The sequence below is a fragment of the Chitinophaga pinensis genome (assembly GCF_007896845.1).
GTDB lineage: Bacteria > Bacteroidota > Bacteroidia > Chitinophagales > Chitinophagaceae > Chitinophaga > Chitinophaga pinensis_C.
Genome location: NZ_VOHS01000017.1, coordinates 23755 through 40021 on the forward strand (window position 1 = coordinate 23755; position 16267 = coordinate 40021).

Consider the following 16267-nt stretch of genomic DNA (forward strand, 5'->3'; position numbering starts at 1 on the left):
TTTTCTTTATGCCACTAAATTAGTCGACATTATCCTGGCATCAAATACCCAAGCTTGGGTATTTTTACCTGTATTTCCTATGCCTGCTTACAGTTTAAACTACATAATTTATTGATAACCAACCTTCCTTGCCAAAGCTATTAATTCGGTTGTATTCCGCACTTTCAGCTTGATCCGGATATTCTTACGATGCGTTTCTATCGTATAACGGCTCAGGTTCAACTCAGCTGCTATCTCTTTGTTATTCAATCCCTTTACGGTGAGTTTAAGAATGTCTTTCTCTCTTGGAGTGAGTTTACTGATGAGGTCTTCGTGTTTACGGCGCATGACATCCAGCATAGCTTCGGTCAGCTGGTCGTTGGTATCCATGGCCATGGTCATGTCCACAAACGCACAGATCACCTCTTTCACTCCTCCTGCGTCATCTCTGCTATAGGGAATGGCGATCCCTGTCAGCCAGCGCCAGTTTTCGGCGCCCCGTTTACGAAATCGTAACACTCCCCCAAATACATTTTTATTCTCTTTGAACGACTGTTGGGCTATGACAGCCAGTTCAAAATCATCGGGATGCATGACTTTTTTGAAAAAATCCAATCCCAGACTATTCATCTCCGCTAAAGTATATCCGGTTACGTCTTCCATATAGCGGTTACACCAGTTGATTGTTTTGGAATTATTCTGGTGTGTATAGAGCATAGCCGGGAAATGGTCTAAAAGACTCTCCAGTGACTGGATGCGGGTCTTTAACAGTTCATTTTCCTTTTGTAAGGCGTTGAGGGAATAGCTCTGGCCCATGTCCGAATCTGTCAACATACATTAAGTTTTATACAAACAATAGCTGAAACTTAAGGGCTCAGGAATGACATAGTAAACCTGATCCTACGCAGCGCAGGATTGTCTAGTATTGTAACTTTCAAGTTTAAACGAACAGGAATGTAACACGAAAATTTGTTACAACGCTTAACGTAAATATAAAATAAAAAAGTATATATCCAACATAATTGGTATGCGAATTGGGCGAAACCACCTAGTCAATTAAGATTGGTTAGTTGGACGGCAGGAAGAGTCTGTTATCTTGCAATAACAGGTTTCAGGGCATATGAAAGTTGATTTCGGGGAAGATATGAAACCGGCTTTATTCATGCTGTTGAGGACTATTGGCCGGCGTAATTGCTGATTGTTCATTCCTGATTACTGATTCCGGCATCCGCCGGTCACAGCCTTGTTTGATATTTATGATATTAGGCAGTAAATTTGGAAACTCTTTTTGAGATACATATTCATTAACGCAATAAAAACATTAAGTTATGGCATTTACACTTCCGAGCTTACCGTACGCACACGACGCACTGGAACCACATATTGATAAACTGACAATGGAAATTCACCACGGTAAGCACCATCAGGCATATGTAGACAACCTGAACAAAGCGATTGCCGGTACTGAAAATGAAAATAAATCCCTGGAAGAGCTGGTAGCAAGCGCTGGTAAGATCAGCCCTGCTGTAAGAAACAATGGTGGTGGTCACTGGAACCACAGCTTCTTCTGGAAAGTGATCGGTCCTAATGCAGGTGGTGAACCTACAGGCGCACTGGCAGATGCTATCAAGAGCACTTTCGGTTCTTTCGAAGAATTCAAAGAGAAATTCGCTAACGCCGGTGCTACCCGTTTCGGTTCCGGTTGGGCATGGCTGATCGTAAAAGACGGCAAACTGGAAATCACGTCTACTCCAAACCAGGACAATCCACTGATGGACGTTGCTGAAGTAAAAGGCACACCAGTGCTGGGTATCGACGTTTGGGAACACGCTTACTACCTGAAATATCAGAACCGTCGTCCGGAATATCTGAAAGCTTTCTGGAGTGTGGTTAACTGGAGCGAAGTAGCTAAGAACTACGAAGCTGCTAAATAATTTTAACGGCTTTCCGATAAAGATAAGGCCCGGTCAATGACCGGGCCTTATTATTTACAGTTGTTTGATCTTCACATTTCTGAACCATACTTCGCTTCCGTGATCCTGCAGGTCGATATGACCTTTTTTAGTTTCACCGTAAGCTTTGGCATCTTTCCATTTACCTTCTTTACGGGCTTTTTTCCATTCAGGAGAACCGATCTGGTAGTCAGCGGTCTTCTGACCATTCAGCCAGTGTTCCACATGTCCCTTATTTACAACAATACGGGTATGGTTCCACTCCCCAACCGGCTTAGCTGCAGCTACCAGAGGAGCACCCATTGCGTAGTTAGCACCTGTTTTCTGCCAGTCTTCCAGCTTCTCAGGGAAGTTCTCATCATCAATCAGCTGGTACTCGGGACCACTCAGGTAAGCTGATTCCTGATCTTCAGAAGCCAGATAGATAATACCACTGTTTCCTTTTGGTGCGATCTTCCAGTCAGTACGGAACTCAAAGTTCTCATAAGTGCTGTCGGAAGTCAGGTCCGCACGTTTATCACTTTTATCTTTTTCGCTTCCCAGACAATGCAGGGTGCCATTATCAGCCACCCAGCTGTTGGACTGTTTGCCTTTATAAATATGCCAGCCATCAAGGTTCTGGCCGTTGAACAACAAAGTCCATCCTTCTGATTTTTCTGTATCTGACAGCAGGTTATCTGCTGCATCTGTTACAGGCGCCTGCGCAGCAGACGTATCGGCGGTAACGGTAGTACTGTCATTCGACGTGGAATTTGAACCACCGCCGCATGCTACAAGGCTGATGGCCATTACTGATAATGCCGGAACAAATAATTTCATCATGATCTTTGGTTTATTTGTTTATCGATTTCAGGGCTTTAGGATCCCATTGAATAATACGGTTGTTAAAATAACTGTCGTTACACAGTAATGCAGGTGCGGCTGCGCGATAACCAAACAAGGCATCTTCGCTTACCTTACCACCTGTACGCATTGCATTGAACAGATTATAGAAGTGATCAAAATGCGCGCCTTTATAGCCTTCTTCTGCTACATATTCCAACTTATCAGGCGGCAGCATTTCTTTGCGGTCGTATACATACTGCTTGCCATGATCTACGTCTTTCTTGCTCTGCAATAAAGGATCGTCTGTAGCCGCATATGTTTTGTTACGATAAAGGGTCACTTTGTCCCATTCTACCGTCATAGAGCCTTCGCTGCCTACCATTCTCAGATAGTTGGTACCACCGGTACCATCCACAAAGTTTACCCGCAGGGAAAGGTTAAATGCAGGATGCACTTCCGTTTCAGGATAGTCGAACATTCCCAGCATGACATCTGGTACTTCACGGCCATCTTTCCAGTAACGGAGACCACCGGTAGCCATTACTTTTTCTGGTCCGATAGAACCGGTGACGAAGTGCAGACTGGAGAACAGGTGTACAAACAGGTCGCCGGATACGCCGGTGCCATAATCCCGGTAGTTACGCCAGCGGAAGAAGCGTAAGGGATCGAAATCTCTTTTGGGAGCGTTTTTCAGATAAGTGGTCCAGTCAACGGTTTTCGTAGAAGCGTCAGCCGGGATAGGATATTGCCATGCGCCAAAGGGAGACATGCGTGCCCAGAAACCTTCTGCGTAGTTAAGTTTTCCGATAGCACCATCTTTCAGCAATTGTCTGGCTTTTTCATTCCCAAGAGAGCTCATCCCCTGACTTCCCACCTGATATACCACTTTGCTGTTTTTCTGTTGCGCCTCTACTACGGCAGGGCCTTCAGAAATGTCATGTACCATGGGTTTTTCACAATAGACAGATTTGCCTTTATTCATCGCAGCAACAGAGATGTCTTTGTGCCAGAAATCGGGTGTTGCAATGATAACTGCATCTACATCTTTACGTTCCAGAATCTCGCGGTAATCGCGGGTTGTAAAGATGTCATTACCCCATTTCTTTTTTGCATCTGCGAGGCGTCCGTCGTACAGATCACAGGCAGCAATGAGTTTAGCACCGGGTACGGTAATAGCGGTATTTGTATCCGCAGTACCCATTCCACCGGCTCCGATCAGAGCAATCTGGATCTGGTCGTTGGCACTATACTTTTCGTTTGCACGCGACAGTGATTCGAGGTTACGCTTTCTGTCGGCTGCTGTAATGATGTTGGGCAATAAAGAGGCGCCCACTACTCCTTTCGCCACTTTGGTGATAAATCCCCTGCGAGAGTTGTTATTAGCATTTTCAGGCATGCAGTTCTTTATTTTGGTTTTTAATAACGTGTGTAGAGAAGAGAAGCATAATTTAAAATTAAAATGCCGGAAATCATAATTTTTCCACATTTCTACTTAAATATCAGAGTGGCCATTACCGGCAGATGATCGGAAGCATAGCGCTCATCTATCACGCGGTGCTGTGCAACCTGAAATGCGGCAGAGGGTGAGTACATGATAAAATCAATGGCTCTGGTGGGGGTTTCCACAGGAATTGTGAAGGGGCAACTCCGGCAGGTACGGGTAAATGTACTGTCCAGTATGTTAATAGCCCTGCTCCCCTCTTTTGCGTTCATATCCCCCGCCAGAATAACGGGCATACCGGCTTTCCCGGCGATACGGATGATCTCCTTTGTCTGCAATATCCTGATACTGTCATTTCTCGTTACATCGAGATGCGTGCTGGCCATCATTACCTGTTTTCCACCGGGCAATGTGACTGTAACAGTACATAAGGCACGCGGCTCAGCCTTCACGCCGGGTATTGATGGTAAGGCATAAGCCTGTCCCTCCTTCACCGGATATCTGGAGAGTACGGCAATGCCATACTCTCCGCCATCATAAGGAATCGCTTTTGCAAAAAAAGCGTGCATGCCTGTTTTTGCCGCCAATAATGCTGCCTCATGTACATCCCTCCCTGAACGACCGGTATGTACATCAACTTCCTGCAGGGCTACAAGATCAGGTTGCTGTGCATTGATCACCCGCGCAATGGCATCAAGGTCTATTACGTCGGGGCGGGAAGGCGGATTAGCGTGGTGGATATTATATGTCAATACCTTTAGCGTATCCGCAGTCTGAGCTGTTTTTCCCGTAATCATTTTTTCTCCGCTGCATCCTGCTACAGACAAGGCGAGAGCAGCAATTATGGCGATCTTCATTATTACTTTTATTATTAGTTTATAATCATTCCCATCCCGGGTTCTGCCCCAGATCTATATTACGCTGTACCTGTGTTAATGGTATCGGCCAGAGATAATTCTTCGGATCGGCAAAACGGCGATTAGAATTAATGATCATATATCCGCCAGCATCTACTGGTACAGCAGCTACATAAGGCTGCATATAATCCGGAATAAATGCCTTTTTCATACCTTTTACATCTTGCGCCAGCAATGCACCTTTTTTCCAGCGTAAGAGGTCAAAATAACGCTGACCTTCCAGCGCCAGTTCTATCCTTCTTTCCCTACGGATCTCTTCACGCAGATCCATTCCCCAGTTATTGAGTTCTGAGATGATCATGTGGTGCATCCCTACACGATCTCTGAGCAGATTGATACTGATATCGAGGTCTGCCTGTGTCAGTTTACCCTGCATTTCTCTGGCTTCGGCATAGTTGAGCAAGACCTCGGCATAACGCATAATATGAATATCGTTGGGATCCTTATTGTAAGTAGCTACTGCGGCTATATCCACGTACTTGGTAAAATAATAACCTGTTGCTGTTACACAGCCTTTTTTATCGGAATTGAATTTTGGCAGATTATAAATATCAGCCGGATTAGCATCTGCATCTCCATCATCCTTTCCGCCCCATCTGGCACCCGGTGTCAATATGGTCTGCTGCATTCTCGGGTCCCTGTTTTTGAATACGTCTCCATAAGCCGTCTGTGCTGCCTCATTGTATAAAGGCGATTTCTCTACAGGCATTCCATCTGTACACAGATAGGCATCTACTAATGACTTAGTAGGATTGAAACGTGCCGTCTGGTCAGGTACCTGTGCCTCACGACTCATGTTATGCATGGATACATTCAACAGATACAGACGTGCCAGCATTGTTTCTTTATTGGCACCTCCGGCCAGTTTCCCTTTCTGGGTGAACAACTCATTATAACTGGTGGCAGTATTGCCATTTGAGTAGAGTTGATATTGGTTCAGATCCATTACCGCCTTTGCTGCTGCTTCAGCCACATCATATCTGCCGTAGAAAAGTGCTACCCGGGATTTCCAGCCAAGCGCTGCGCCTTTGGTAATACGACCCAGATCAGCTGCACCGTAGGAGACCGGTAGTTCAACAGCTGCAGAATCCAGTTGTTGCAGGATAAAATCCACTACTGTTGCTCTCGGTGTACGTGGGCCGTATACCTGTTCATCTCCTATATTCAGCGTATTGGTCACCAATGGTACATCTCCGAAGAAAAAGCTGAGATAACTATACAAGAATGCGCGGAGAAAGCGTACCTCACCTGCATACTGGTTCATAGTTGCGTCCTTGATACCCTGTGCCTTTTTGTAGTTTTCAAGGAAGTGATTACAACGACGGATACCTTTATACTGATTTACCCATTCTGAGTTCAGAGTGCCTAATGTGAAATCATAGTTGCCTGTAGAGATATTCAGATAGTCACTTAACGGGGGATAGATCGTATTATCTCCCAGGTTCTCCATATCGACTACATTCTTACCTTTCAGATAATCATAACAACCATTTACGGCCAGTTTCAATTGCGCTTCTGTTTTCCAGAACTGTTCACTGGTGATCGCATCCAATGCGGAACGGTTCAGAAAATCTTTTGTACAGCCGGCAATACTGCTTGCCAGTATGACCAGAATACCAAATAAAATATATGGACGATGCATTGCTGTAGTTATTTAAAGTTGACATTAATACCAAATACCACTGTTTTGATTTGTGGATACTCTCCTCCGCTGGTAGTCACCGTTTCAGGATCATAAGCATAGAAGAATTTCGTTTTGGTCAGCAGGTTGTCTGCTGACACATATGCTCTCAGTCTTTGAATTCTTGCTTTGCTGAGCCATCTGGAAGGTAGTGTATAACCAATCTGGATATTTTTCAAGCGCAGGTAAGCGGCGTTCTGCAACCAGTAGTCTGACTGACGAGCTGTCGTATTACGGGTATCCAGAAAGGTGAAACGAGGATACCATGCATCTGTGTTTTCTGGTGTCCAGTGATCTCTGTGTACCTCCTGTGGGTAGGAACCATAAGCCTGAAAGGTGTGTATTCCTATACTCCCTACATAGCCATTGCCCTTACCTACTCCCTGCAGGAAGAAAGAGAAATCAATATTCTTCCAGCCCATATTTCCTCTCAGAGAATAAGTATAACGGGGGAAAGCATTCCCGATCACCTCACGGTCTTTATCTGCCGTTATTTTACCATCACCGTTCAGGTCTCTGTATTTCAGATCACCGGGAGCAACTTTACCCAGATCTGCATCGAAAATGGCAAATTTGGGAGTGAGTGCGCCGGTAGTTGCATCTTTTGTAAAGTCGGCTTCCTGTGCCAGACCATCCGTTCTGTATCCATAGAAAGCGTCGATCGGATATCCTACCTGACGGATCCTGTTGTCTAATACCGGCGGTGCTCCACCAAGATCTTCCACCCTATTTCTCACATCAGATAGTTGTGCTGTAAGTCCATATGTAAAATCCTGTATATGGTCGTTCCAACCGAGGCTGATTTCCCATCCTTTATTGGACACATTTCCCGCGTTCTGATCTGGCACTTCTAATCCGAGTACGTCCGGCTGCGGCACTTTCAATTGTATGTCTATTGTACGTTTATTAAACCAGTCAGCAGTAACAGAGAGACGGTTATTCAGGAAAGCGAAGTCAACACCCAGGTTGAGCATATTCACTTTCTCCCATCTCAATAATGGATTTGCAAGGTTCGTCTGTGCCAGTCCGCGGGTCTGAACATTACCAATAGGCATTGTACTCACACCTGTCACTACCTGTTGATAAGGGTACCATTCCGAATAGGCAGTTCCATCTGCGCCATATTGGTTACCGAGATCACCATATGAAACCCGCAGTTTACCTTCGTTCAGCCAACGCATACTGCTATTGTTCTTAAAGAAGTTTTCCTGTGTGAAACGCCAGCCTGCCGATGCAGATGGGAAAGCGCCATAACGTTCATCAGGTGCATAACGGGAGGATCCGTCATAACGGAAATTGAACTCCAGCAGGTATTTCTCTTTATAACATAATTCACACGACCGAACCATGAGCGTAACGCATATTGATATCCATCACCCGAAGCGTTAGGGTTATCAGATCCAAGGTTAAAGACGGGGACGTCATCACTCACGAAATTCTGTTTACTAGCGGCGAAAGACTCATATCTGTAAGTTTCCTGTTGATAACCACCTAATAATTTTACATGATGCTGCTGCACATGAAATCCATAGTCAATCAGTAAAGAAAGATTGTTCATACGGCTGGTATAATCTCTCATCTCGAGGCTGTTGCTGGTGGAGTTGGTATACCAGAATTCACCGGAGTCCGGATAGTAGTAATCAATTTTCCGGGAGAATGTTGCGCGTCGCTGGTTAATGATGTTTGTACCGTATTGACCCGTTATGTCGAGACGCGGTAACAGGTGCAGTTTGCCGGATATATTTCCTGTCAGTTCCTGTGATTTAAAATTGTTATATCCACCGTCAGTAGCAATAGCGACAGGATTACTGGAACCACCGCCATATCCCCAGTTACCATTACCGAATTTTACGGGGTTGAGGGGGGACATTGTCAATGCAGTATAGATCGGACCTGAATTTTCATCGGTACCACCGGCCGGCTGATTCTGGGTACGGTCTATATACCCGATATTGGCATCCAGATCAAGTATATCAAATAACGAATAAGCATTGATCCTTGCACGCAGGTTATTACGCAATGCCTTATACTGATCGCCTACAATCAGCCCTTTCTGATCCTGTCTTCCATAAGAAAGGTAATAGGACATTCTTTGTGCACCTCGTTGAGACTGAGATTGTGTTCCTGCAGGGGGGCCTGTTCTTTGAACAATGCCTTCGGCCAGTTGGTATTGGCAAAAAAATCAGGGTCAGTGCCATCTTTCGCTTTCTGGATATCTGCTTCGGTGTAAGTTTCCGGCAGCCCGACATTCCGTTGTGCCTCATTGAGCATAGACATGTATTCTGCTGAACCTACCATCTTAGGTAATGCATAAGGACGCTGTGTACCGTAATAACCGTTGTAACTAACAGTAGGCGCCTGATTCAGTTTCCCTTTTTTAGTGGTGACAAGTATTACACCATTCGCAGCACGCGAACCATAAATAGCTGCAGACGCAGCATCTTTCAGCACAGATACATTTTCGATGTCTGTAGGGTTGAGAAAGTTGATATCTCCCGGTACACCATCTATCAGAATAAATGGATTTGAGTTATTGGTAGTACCGACGCCCCGTACTCTGATCGTAGATTTAGGATCTCCCGGAAAACCACTATTACTGACAACGGTCAATCCCGGCATAAGCCCTTGCAATGCGACAGACATAGATGTCAATGGTCTGCTGGCCAGTTCCTTTTCTCCAATCATACTTACGGCACCGTAAGGTTTACTTTCTTCTGTGTGCCGAAGCCCACCACCACTACCTGATTGAGTTGACGGGTATCTTCATTTAACACCACCTGTATTGATTGTTGTCCGCCAACAGGTATTTCTTTAGAGAAATAACCTACGTAAGAGCATAACAATATAGCATCCGTTCCCGGAACACTGATTTCAAAATGACCATTTACATCTGTAACGGTGCCATTTGCCTTTCCTTTCACAGTAACGGTGACACCAGGTAAGGATACCCTGCTGTATTTTTCACCGGTACCTTCTACTCTCATCACCTGGATACGTTTCCACGCAACATGATCATTCACAGCGCTGCTACCCCATACAGCGCTGAGCTCTGCTGTTACTGCATCAGCATTTGTTTCCGGCTGTTTACTATCTGGCTGTTTATCATCGGAGGAGATAGCAAATTGTTGAGGTGTGATCTGTTTCATTTCCAGTCCATATGGTCTGATCAATGACTGTAATACCCTCGCGAAGCTTTTCTCCCGAAACGTTTCTTTTCCTTGTTGATCTGTAGTTGCAGCAATTCTGATCTGCACAGGAAGCTAACAGCATGTTTCTTCTCTATATCCTGCAGAATCTGACCCAGAGTCTGCATCTGACGTTGTCCGGATGTACGGTCGGACGAGGCGTGTGTCGCGGAACTTAGCAGTGCCATATCCTGCGCTATAGCAGGCGGCCCTATCAGGCAGGCATATAACAGAGTATATCTGCCCAACATCTTAACAGGTACATTTTTGAGCATATCTGAAAATTTTATTATTAGTGGGATGTATGAAGAGTGTGTCCGCTTTCTTTTCTATTTTCAGCTTGAGTGCAATGACAATGTTTCCAGCAGTGAAGTCTCGTCTCTGACCTGCAGACTGCCTGACAGCTGTTGTGCTGCCAGTTGTTCATCAGTGATTTTCACGCGATAGTTATAGGTATCTTCAATATACCATGCAAGCTCCTGCAGGGTGATTTTTTCGAGGTATTGCCGTTCTTCTTTCCACACCGCATACAAGGCCGGGTTTACTTTTTTCCTGATGATCTTATTGCTGGTAGTCTGATATTGTACAAAATCGCCGGGATTGAGTATAAACGGGTTGTCCGGCAGGTCGTTGAAAGAGAGTCTGATCTTACCGGTGTTAAGTGTAACGGTTGTAAAAGCGCCGCCCTCTCTCACGTTAAAAGATGTACCCAATACATCTATGAGTGCATTCCCGCTATGCACTACAAATCCTTTAGCTGCCCGCATAGCTGTAGCAGATGGCTTAATATCAAAAAAAGCTTCTCCCTGTAACCAGATCTCGCGATTCGTGGCAGATGTCCAGTCTTTGCGGTAAGACAATGCAGCACCGGCATTCAATCTTACCATAGAATTATCCGGTAATTTTACCGTTCTGACGCCTTGTGCATATCCGCTGATTTTTATCATTTCAGGCGATGCCGGTAACAGATATTTTACAGTGATCATGATACCTGCAATCAATGCAGCCGCGGCAGCCCACCAGTATAATTTTCTGACAGGGCGTTGTTTTACTTCCGGAACAGCGGCTCTTTCTGCGGCTTCAATGCGTAATAGACTATGCGCTAACGATGCATTAACAGCATCCTGATCAGGCAGCTGTTCTGCAAATTGTAATTGAATGATGAAAGCACGCGCTTCATCTACCTGCTGTTGTTTATGAGGATGGGCAGTCAGCCATGTCTGCCACCAGGCATCACTCGCTGTATCAGGCGATCTTACCCATTGCAGGAATGCATCATCTGCAATAAAATCATTCGTTGTATAAGATGAATAGTCTTTAGAATACTCCATTTTAGCCGCTTACAACTAAAGGAGCGGGGCGGGTTAGATTTTACCCCACGGAAAGGCAACTTTTTTTTAACCTCAGCATTTATAGATAATGCCGGTATCCATAATCGCCATTGACAACTGTAAACTGCCCAATGCTGTCGCGAGTGTAGCCAGTGTCATCAAAGCAGGTACTAATGGCATTGTATGATAAGCGCTGCGCAATACTTCGATAGCGCGTGCCATCAGCTTATAAGTTGCCTTTACAGAGATTTGCAGAATAGCTGCGATCTCATCATAATCCATGTTTTCATAAAAGCGGAAAAAGATTGCTTCCCGCTGTCTTGGGGTAAGGTGGTCCATAGCACTTCTCAGGGTACGGAGTTGCTCATGTTCTTCTTCTTTTGCCAGCCGTTGCTGTTCTGCTGACATTTCAAGCGCAAATACATATTGCTCCTCATCCGGCAGATCTCCCTGCTGCTGTCTGTGTTGTGACAATAAACGTAACAGACAATGCCGGAAGGAAACGAACAGGTAACTTCTGAATTCACGTATCGCATTTAATTGCTCACGATTGATCCAGAAACGTACAAAGATCTCCTGTATGCTGTCTTCGATCAGTACAACATTGTCGGTGAGTTTGTACCCGTAATTATATAAACGGGGGTAGTACAGTCTGTAAATGGCAGCATAGGCGCCTTTGTCTCCGGCTTTACAAGCTTCCCATACAGCAGGATCTATATGTTGCATTACGTATATCTCATTCTTGACGGAAAAACGTAAAATTATTGATAATGACCTGCCTGTTATGTTATCATTAAATTAACTAAATATCAACTCTTCCATAGAACATAGCCTGAAAAAAAAGTCCATAAGCAGGGGGATGAACATCCTGCTTATGGACTATAAGTTAAAAAAGATATTGCTATTTCAATAACTGCTGATAACGTTCCGGTGAATGTAACACGGCAATGGCCTCATTCACTTCATTATCACTGGACAATGATTTTTCAATACGTCCGCGCTGCATATAGTAGCGGCTGGCGATCTCTTCTTCCAGCAGACGTTTGATTTCGGTTTTATTCTTCAGCAGATCCTGTTTCTTATCATGTTTCATTTTCACCTGCAGAGCTTCAAATTCTTTTGCTACTGCATCATAGTATTTTTCTTTTCTGGCAGTTGCCTGAAATGATTCCAGTGCCTCTTCACTACGGGTCTTGTAGCTGTAGTTTCTGCCGTCGAGATATTTCAGGAAATCGGAGAAATCATCTTCACTGAGTTCGAAGGTGTTGGCAGCTGCAATTTTCGGGTGACTGTAGTAATACTGTGTCGCGAAGTCGAAAATGTATTGTTTACGCAGCAGGGTGATAGCTACCTGACTAAGCAGGGTTGGTTCTACTGTATCATCCGGTTCGATACCACCACCATCTCTTACTTTACGGCCTGCAACGGTATTAAAGGATTTGCGCAGGGAGTCTGCCACATATTCAACTTCACCATCGCTGTTTCTGTGGGAATAGTCAATTGCCTGTATACAGCGGCCGCTTGGCGTATAGTATTTCGCGGTCGTTACCTTCAGTTTCGCATTATAAGGCAGCGGACGGGTCGTTTGCACCAATCCCTTACCGAAGGAACGCTGACCGATGATAACGCCTCTATCGAGGTCCTGAATAGCGCCAGCCACGATTTCTGAAGCGGAAGCTGAAGAGCGGTTTGTCAGTACGACCAATGGGATATGTGCATCGAATGCGGAGGTTTCGGTTTTATATTCCCTGTCCCAGCTCTTTACTTTTCCTTTGGTGCTGACGATTGTTTTATTCTTGTCCACGAAGATATTGGCCACGATTACTGCTTCATCGAGTAAACCGCCCGGGTTACCTCTGAGGTCCAGTATGAGCCCTTTCATGGAAGGGTATTGTTTTTTCAGTTCTGCGAAGGCGCCTTGTACGAGTTCGCCGCTGTTTTCGGTGAACTGTGTCATTCTGATATATCCTATATCGCGGTTGGTAACACCGGAGAAGCTGACAGCTTTTACATTGATTTCTTCACGATTGATCTTTCTGGTATTCTGTGCGCCGGTAACAGGGTGTTTGGTGACCATATCCAGAGAGGAGCCCGGAGCACCTTTGAGCATACGGCTGATCTCTTCCTGCTCCAGTCCTTTGATATCCTTTCCATCGAGTGAGAGGATAATATCGCCCGGTTTTACGCCGGCTTTATCCATAGGGCCGCCTTCGTATACGTCTGTGATGACGGTACGTTCGCTATCGGTATTGACGGATACTCCTACTCCACCGTATTTACCGGTAGCCATGAATTTCAGTTCATCCAGATTTTCTTCCGGTATGAAATCAGTATATGGATCTGTCTCTTCCAGCATGGCGTCAATGCCTTTATGCATGAGTTTTTCCGGAGGCAGGTCATCTACGTAGTAGGTATTGAGTTCGCGGTAAAATGCGGCGAATATGTCAAGGTTCTTGGCTATTTCGAAGTACTTATCCTTCTCATTATAAGCCATGATACTCATACCGCCGGCTACCAGCAGCACCAATACCAGCATCATTCTTCTATTTCTGCGAAAAAATGCACGCATAGGTTCTTTCAGTTAGTCTGTTACAGAGAAAAGCTTCTGTTGTGAAAATTAGTCAATCTATTAAACATAAACTGTTAAAACATTGGGATCTATCCTAATAACTGATGGTCTTCCGGACTAAGGTACGGGATCGTGTCCATGGCCACCCCAGGGGTTGCAGGACAATATGCGTTTAATGGTCAGGTAGCCGCCTTTGAACAGCCCATGTTTCTGCAGGGCTTCCACACCGTATTGGGAGCAGGTGGGGGTATAGCGGCATTTATTAGCACCCAGCAGCGGGGAGATACCCCATTGGTAGATTCTGATAAGCCATATAAACGGGTAGCTTAAGTATTGAAAGACTTTCATTATTGCACCACTTCTTTTTCCAGCTTCTTTAAAATTACCGAAATTTTATGGTGCAGGGTGGCGTAGGGAGCTATTTTCTTATCTGTATAGATAAAGAATACAAGCAGCTGACGGGACTGTTGTTGAAGTGTGTTATAGAATTCCTGCTTTTGCAGGCGCCAGCATTCGCGGGTAAGACGTTTTACCCTGTTCCGGTCTACGGCATGGGGGAACCGTTTCGTAGAGGCGCTAAAGCCGACCTGTACGGGATATTTACTGAGAGGTTGATCCACCTGCATATATACTATGCGGTAGGGAAAAACAGAAAACGCTTTTCCTTCGCGAAAAAGCGTTTCAATGAGTTTTCTGCTTTTTAACCTTTCTTCCTTATTAAAAGAATAAGTTTTTATGGCAAGTTCGATTTATCAACCTATAGCGATACATTCTGTTCTATCAGGAACCAGCCTTAAAGCCTGTGCACTTCTCAGTTACACAGTTAAACAGCGGTTCTTATTTCAGCTTCCGCTCGTCAGAAACAGTTAATTTCTTACGTCCTTTAGCTCTGCGGGAAGCTAATACTTTACGGCCGTTAGCAGTTTCCATTCTCTTTCTAAAACCATGAACGCTCTTTCTGCGTCTGTTATGCGGTTGAAAAGTACGTTTCATTTTAATATTTTGTTTTTACCTGTACTATACTAAACACTATCCCGTATTGCGGAATCCTGTTTTTAAAACGGAAGGCAAAGGTAGGGAAAAATATCAAATAGTAAAGTGTTTTCTAAAAAAAACTGCCCCGGAGTGACTCCAGGGCAGCTATAAAAAGTTAATAACTGCTTATAGCAAATTATTTGATACCCAGTTTGGTTTTAACAGCCGGAGCGAGGTCATCACCTGCAGGGGATACCAGCAGTACACCTACAGAGCTGTCGATTACGTAACCGTAACCTTTTTCTTTTGCTACATCTTCGATTGCTTTACGTGCTTTATCGTAGATTGGTTTCAGGATCTCACCACGTTTCTGCTCGATTTTCTGTTGAGCTGACTCCTGGTAGTCCTGTATATTTTTCTGAGCAGTCTGGATCTCTTTAGTTTTGATCTCCTTCATGTTATCAGTCATAGTAGCTGCAGATTTATCGAATTCAGCCAGTTTCTTCTGGTATTCATCAATCAGCCCTTTACCATCTTTATCCAGCTCCTCTGCAAACTGCTGCAGTGTTTTCTGTGCAGTCTGTGCCTCCGGCATTGCCTCGATCAGAGCTTGCGCGTTAATATGTCCAACCTTGGACTGAGCCATTGCATTTACGCTGAACAATCCTGAAACTGCCACGAAAGCAATAATTACATACTTCTTCATGATGTTGTCTGTGTTTAAAAAACTTTTAATACTAATACAAAGGTTATAAAATGGTTTATACGATTACTCGCCTGTAGCCGGTGCGTCTTTCTTAATACCCAGGGAACGCAGAATATCGTCGCTCTTATCCAGTTTAGGGTCAGAAAAGATGACAGTCACGCCTCCCGATTTATCCAGTATGAAGTCGTACATCCTCTGTGCGGCCAATTTCTGTACGGCGTTGTAAACTTTATCCTGAATAGGCTTTACCAGTTCCTCACGTTTTTTGAAAAGATCTCCTTCATATCCGAAACGTTTCTTCTGCAGATCTTTCGCTTCTTTCTCCTTTGCTATTATTTCTTCCTCTCTTTTATGTTTCAGTTCTTCCGTCAGCATCACCTGTTCTGCCTGATAAGACTTATACATCTTATCTACTTCCAGGAATTTCGCATCGATTTCTTTCTGCCATTGTTCTGCGACAGCATCCAGCTTGCCCTGTGCTTCTTTATAGTCAGGTACGTTTTCCAGAATGTACTTTGTGTCGATCACGCAGTAACGCTGTGCAAAAGCCGTAAATGTGCAACAGAACAGAACGGCGGCTATGAGGGATATTTTTTTCATACTTGTCGTTTTCAAAATACCTGCCAAATTGATACCAGGGTTCGAAATTGCAATATATAATTTAAAATTTATTCTAACATCATTCGGCACTACCACTTTAGGTCCA

At 44.6% G+C, this 16267-nt stretch carries 18 protein-coding genes; 1 reads left to right on the forward strand and 17 read right to left on the reverse strand.

Going from position 1 to position 16267, the window contains the following annotated elements; genetic code table 11:
- Positions 1-108 precede the first annotated feature (108 nt).
- The gene (locus FEF09_RS17160) at positions 109-813 is read right to left on the reverse strand and encodes a LuxR C-terminal-related transcriptional regulator (protein ID WP_089811026.1); all 705 of its coding nucleotides are present in this window, start codon (positions 811-813) and stop codon (positions 109-111) included.
- Positions 814-1307: 494 nt separating this feature from the next.
- Here FEF09_RS17160 and FEF09_RS17165 point away from each other — a divergent pair, with 494 nt between their 5' ends.
- Positions 1308-1913: a superoxide dismutase gene (locus FEF09_RS17165; protein WP_012788735.1), complete on the forward strand. Its 606-nt coding sequence runs from the start codon at positions 1308-1310 to the stop codon at positions 1911-1913.
- A 54-nt stretch (positions 1914-1967) separates the two neighbouring features.
- Here the strand turns inward: FEF09_RS17165 and FEF09_RS17170 are convergent, their stop codons facing one another.
- The 16 genes from FEF09_RS17170 to FEF09_RS17245 form a co-directional block, all read right to left on the reverse strand.
- The gene (locus FEF09_RS17170) at positions 1968-2753 is read right to left on the reverse strand and encodes a DUF1080 domain-containing protein (protein WP_261387556.1); all 786 of its coding nucleotides are present in this window, start codon (positions 2751-2753) and stop codon (positions 1968-1970) included.
- 10 nt (positions 2754-2763) lie between these two features.
- Complete coding sequence (locus FEF09_RS17175) at positions 2764-4152, reverse strand: Gfo/Idh/MocA family protein (protein WP_146306260.1); 1389 nt, start codon at positions 4150-4152, stop codon at positions 2764-2766.
- Positions 4153-4244: 92 nt separating this feature from the next.
- Positions 4245-5054, reverse strand: coding sequence for an endonuclease/exonuclease/phosphatase family protein (locus tag FEF09_RS17180; RefSeq protein WP_222597009.1), 810 nt, complete (start codon positions 5052-5054; stop codon positions 4245-4247).
- A gap of 25 nt (positions 5055-5079) precedes the next feature.
- Positions 5080-6756, reverse strand: coding sequence for a RagB/SusD family nutrient uptake outer membrane protein (locus tag FEF09_RS17185; RefSeq protein WP_146306261.1), 1677 nt, complete (start codon positions 6754-6756; stop codon positions 5080-5082).
- Positions 6757-6764: 8 nt separating this feature from the next.
- Complete coding sequence (locus tag FEF09_RS17190; RefSeq protein WP_146306262.1) at positions 6765-8144, reverse strand: SusC/RagA family TonB-linked outer membrane protein; 1380 nt, start codon at positions 8142-8144, stop codon at positions 6765-6767.
- Between the two features lie 694 nt (positions 8145-8838).
- The gene (locus tag FEF09_RS17195) at positions 8839-9480 is read right to left on the reverse strand and encodes a TonB-dependent receptor plug domain-containing protein (protein ID WP_146306263.1); all 642 of its coding nucleotides are present in this window, start codon (positions 9478-9480) and stop codon (positions 8839-8841) included.
- Positions 9481-9482: 2 nt separating this feature from the next.
- A complete protein-coding gene (locus FEF09_RS17200) occupies positions 9483-9941 on the reverse strand; it encodes a carboxypeptidase-like regulatory domain-containing protein (protein WP_146306264.1) in 459 nt (152 codons plus the stop codon).
- A gap of 20 nt (positions 9942-9961) precedes the next feature.
- The gene (locus tag FEF09_RS17205; RefSeq protein ID WP_146306265.1) at positions 9962-10255 is read right to left on the reverse strand and encodes a hypothetical protein; all 294 of its coding nucleotides are present in this window, start codon (positions 10253-10255) and stop codon (positions 9962-9964) included.
- Between the two features lie 60 nt (positions 10256-10315).
- Complete coding sequence (locus FEF09_RS17210; protein WP_146306266.1) at positions 10316-11311, reverse strand: FecR family protein; 996 nt, start codon at positions 11309-11311, stop codon at positions 10316-10318.
- Positions 11312-11383: 72 nt separating this feature from the next.
- Positions 11384-12037, reverse strand: coding sequence for an RNA polymerase sigma factor (locus FEF09_RS17215; RefSeq protein WP_146306267.1), 654 nt, complete (start codon positions 12035-12037; stop codon positions 11384-11386).
- A gap of 175 nt (positions 12038-12212) precedes the next feature.
- Positions 12213-13880 carry a S41 family peptidase gene (locus tag FEF09_RS17220; protein WP_146306268.1) on the reverse strand — a complete coding sequence of 556 codons (1668 nt, stop codon included), beginning with the start codon at positions 13878-13880 and terminating at the stop codon, positions 12213-12215.
- Positions 13881-13997: 117 nt separating this feature from the next.
- Positions 13998-14228, reverse strand: a complete 231-nt coding sequence (yidD, locus tag FEF09_RS17225) for a membrane protein insertion efficiency factor YidD (RefSeq protein WP_012788731.1) — start codon at positions 14226-14228, stop codon at positions 13998-14000.
- Positions 14228-14629 (reverse strand): ribonuclease P protein component, encoded by a 402-nt coding sequence (locus tag FEF09_RS17230; RefSeq protein WP_315898168.1) that lies wholly within the window; start codon positions 14627-14629, stop codon positions 14228-14230. Before FEF09_RS17230 ends, yidD begins: the two co-directional genes overlap by 1 nt.
- A gap of 88 nt (positions 14630-14717) precedes the next feature.
- Positions 14718-14873 (reverse strand): 50S ribosomal protein L34, encoded by a 156-nt coding sequence (rpmH, locus tag FEF09_RS17235; protein WP_012788729.1) that lies wholly within the window; start codon positions 14871-14873, stop codon positions 14718-14720.
- A 178-nt stretch (positions 14874-15051) separates the two neighbouring features.
- Positions 15052-15561, reverse strand: a complete 510-nt coding sequence (locus tag FEF09_RS17240) for an OmpH family outer membrane protein (RefSeq protein ID WP_012788728.1) — start codon at positions 15559-15561, stop codon at positions 15052-15054.
- Between the two features lie 63 nt (positions 15562-15624).
- Positions 15625-16161 carry an OmpH family outer membrane protein gene (locus tag FEF09_RS17245; RefSeq protein ID WP_012788727.1) on the reverse strand — a complete coding sequence of 179 codons (537 nt, stop codon included), beginning with the start codon at positions 16159-16161 and terminating at the stop codon, positions 15625-15627.
- Positions 16162-16267 lie beyond the last annotated feature (106 nt).

Coding starts and splice junctions, on each gene's coding strand:
- FEF09_RS17185 (WP_146306261.1), bottom strand. CDS start 6,756: ATGCATCGTCCATATATTTTATTTGGTATTCTGGTCATACTGGCAAGC.
- FEF09_RS17195 (WP_146306263.1), bottom strand. CDS start 9,480: ATGATTGGAGAAAAGGAACTGGCCAGCAGACCATTGACATCTATGTCT.
- FEF09_RS17160 (WP_089811026.1), bottom strand. CDS start 813: ATGTTGACAGATTCGGACATGGGCCAGAGCTATTCCCTCAACGCCTTA.
- FEF09_RS17180 (WP_222597009.1), bottom strand. CDS start 5,054: ATGAAGATCGCCATAATTGCTGCTCTCGCCTTGTCTGTAGCAGGATGC.
- FEF09_RS17220 (WP_146306268.1), bottom strand. CDS start 13,880: ATGCGTGCATTTTTTCGCAGAAATAGAAGAATGATGCTGGTATTGGTG.
- rpmH (WP_012788729.1), bottom strand. CDS start 14,873: ATGAAACGTACTTTTCAACCGCATAACAGACGCAGAAAGAGCGTTCAT.
- FEF09_RS17245 (WP_012788727.1), bottom strand. CDS start 16,161: ATGAAAAAAATATCCCTCATAGCCGCCGTTCTGTTCTGTTGCACATTT.
- FEF09_RS17205 (WP_146306265.1), bottom strand. CDS start 10,255: ATGCTCAAAAATGTACCTGTTAAGATGTTGGGCAGATATACTCTGTTA.
- FEF09_RS17170 (WP_261387556.1), bottom strand. CDS start 2,753: ATGATGAAATTATTTGTTCCGGCATTATCAGTAATGGCCATCAGCCTT.
- FEF09_RS17175 (WP_146306260.1), bottom strand. CDS start 4,152: ATGCCTGAAAATGCTAATAACAACTCTCGCAGGGGATTTATCACCAAA.
- FEF09_RS17210 (WP_146306266.1), bottom strand. CDS start 11,311: ATGGAGTATTCTAAAGACTATTCATCTTATACAACGAATGATTTTATT.
- FEF09_RS17215 (WP_146306267.1), bottom strand. CDS start 12,037: ATGCAACATATAGATCCTGCTGTATGGGAAGCTTGTAAAGCCGGAGAC.
- FEF09_RS17240 (WP_012788728.1), bottom strand. CDS start 15,561: ATGAAGAAGTATGTAATTATTGCTTTCGTGGCAGTTTCAGGATTGTTC.
- yidD (WP_012788731.1), bottom strand. CDS start 14,228: ATGAAAGTCTTTCAATACTTAAGCTACCCGTTTATATGGCTTATCAGA.
- FEF09_RS17200 (WP_146306264.1), bottom strand. CDS start 9,941: ATGAAACAGATCACACCTCAACAATTTGCTATCTCCTCCGATGATAAA.
- FEF09_RS17190 (WP_146306262.1), bottom strand. CDS start 8,144: ATGGTTCGGTCGTGTGAATTATGTTATAAAGAGAAATACCTGCTGGAG.
- FEF09_RS17165 (WP_012788735.1), top strand. CDS start 1,308: ATGGCATTTACACTTCCGAGCTTACCGTACGCACACGACGCACTGGAA.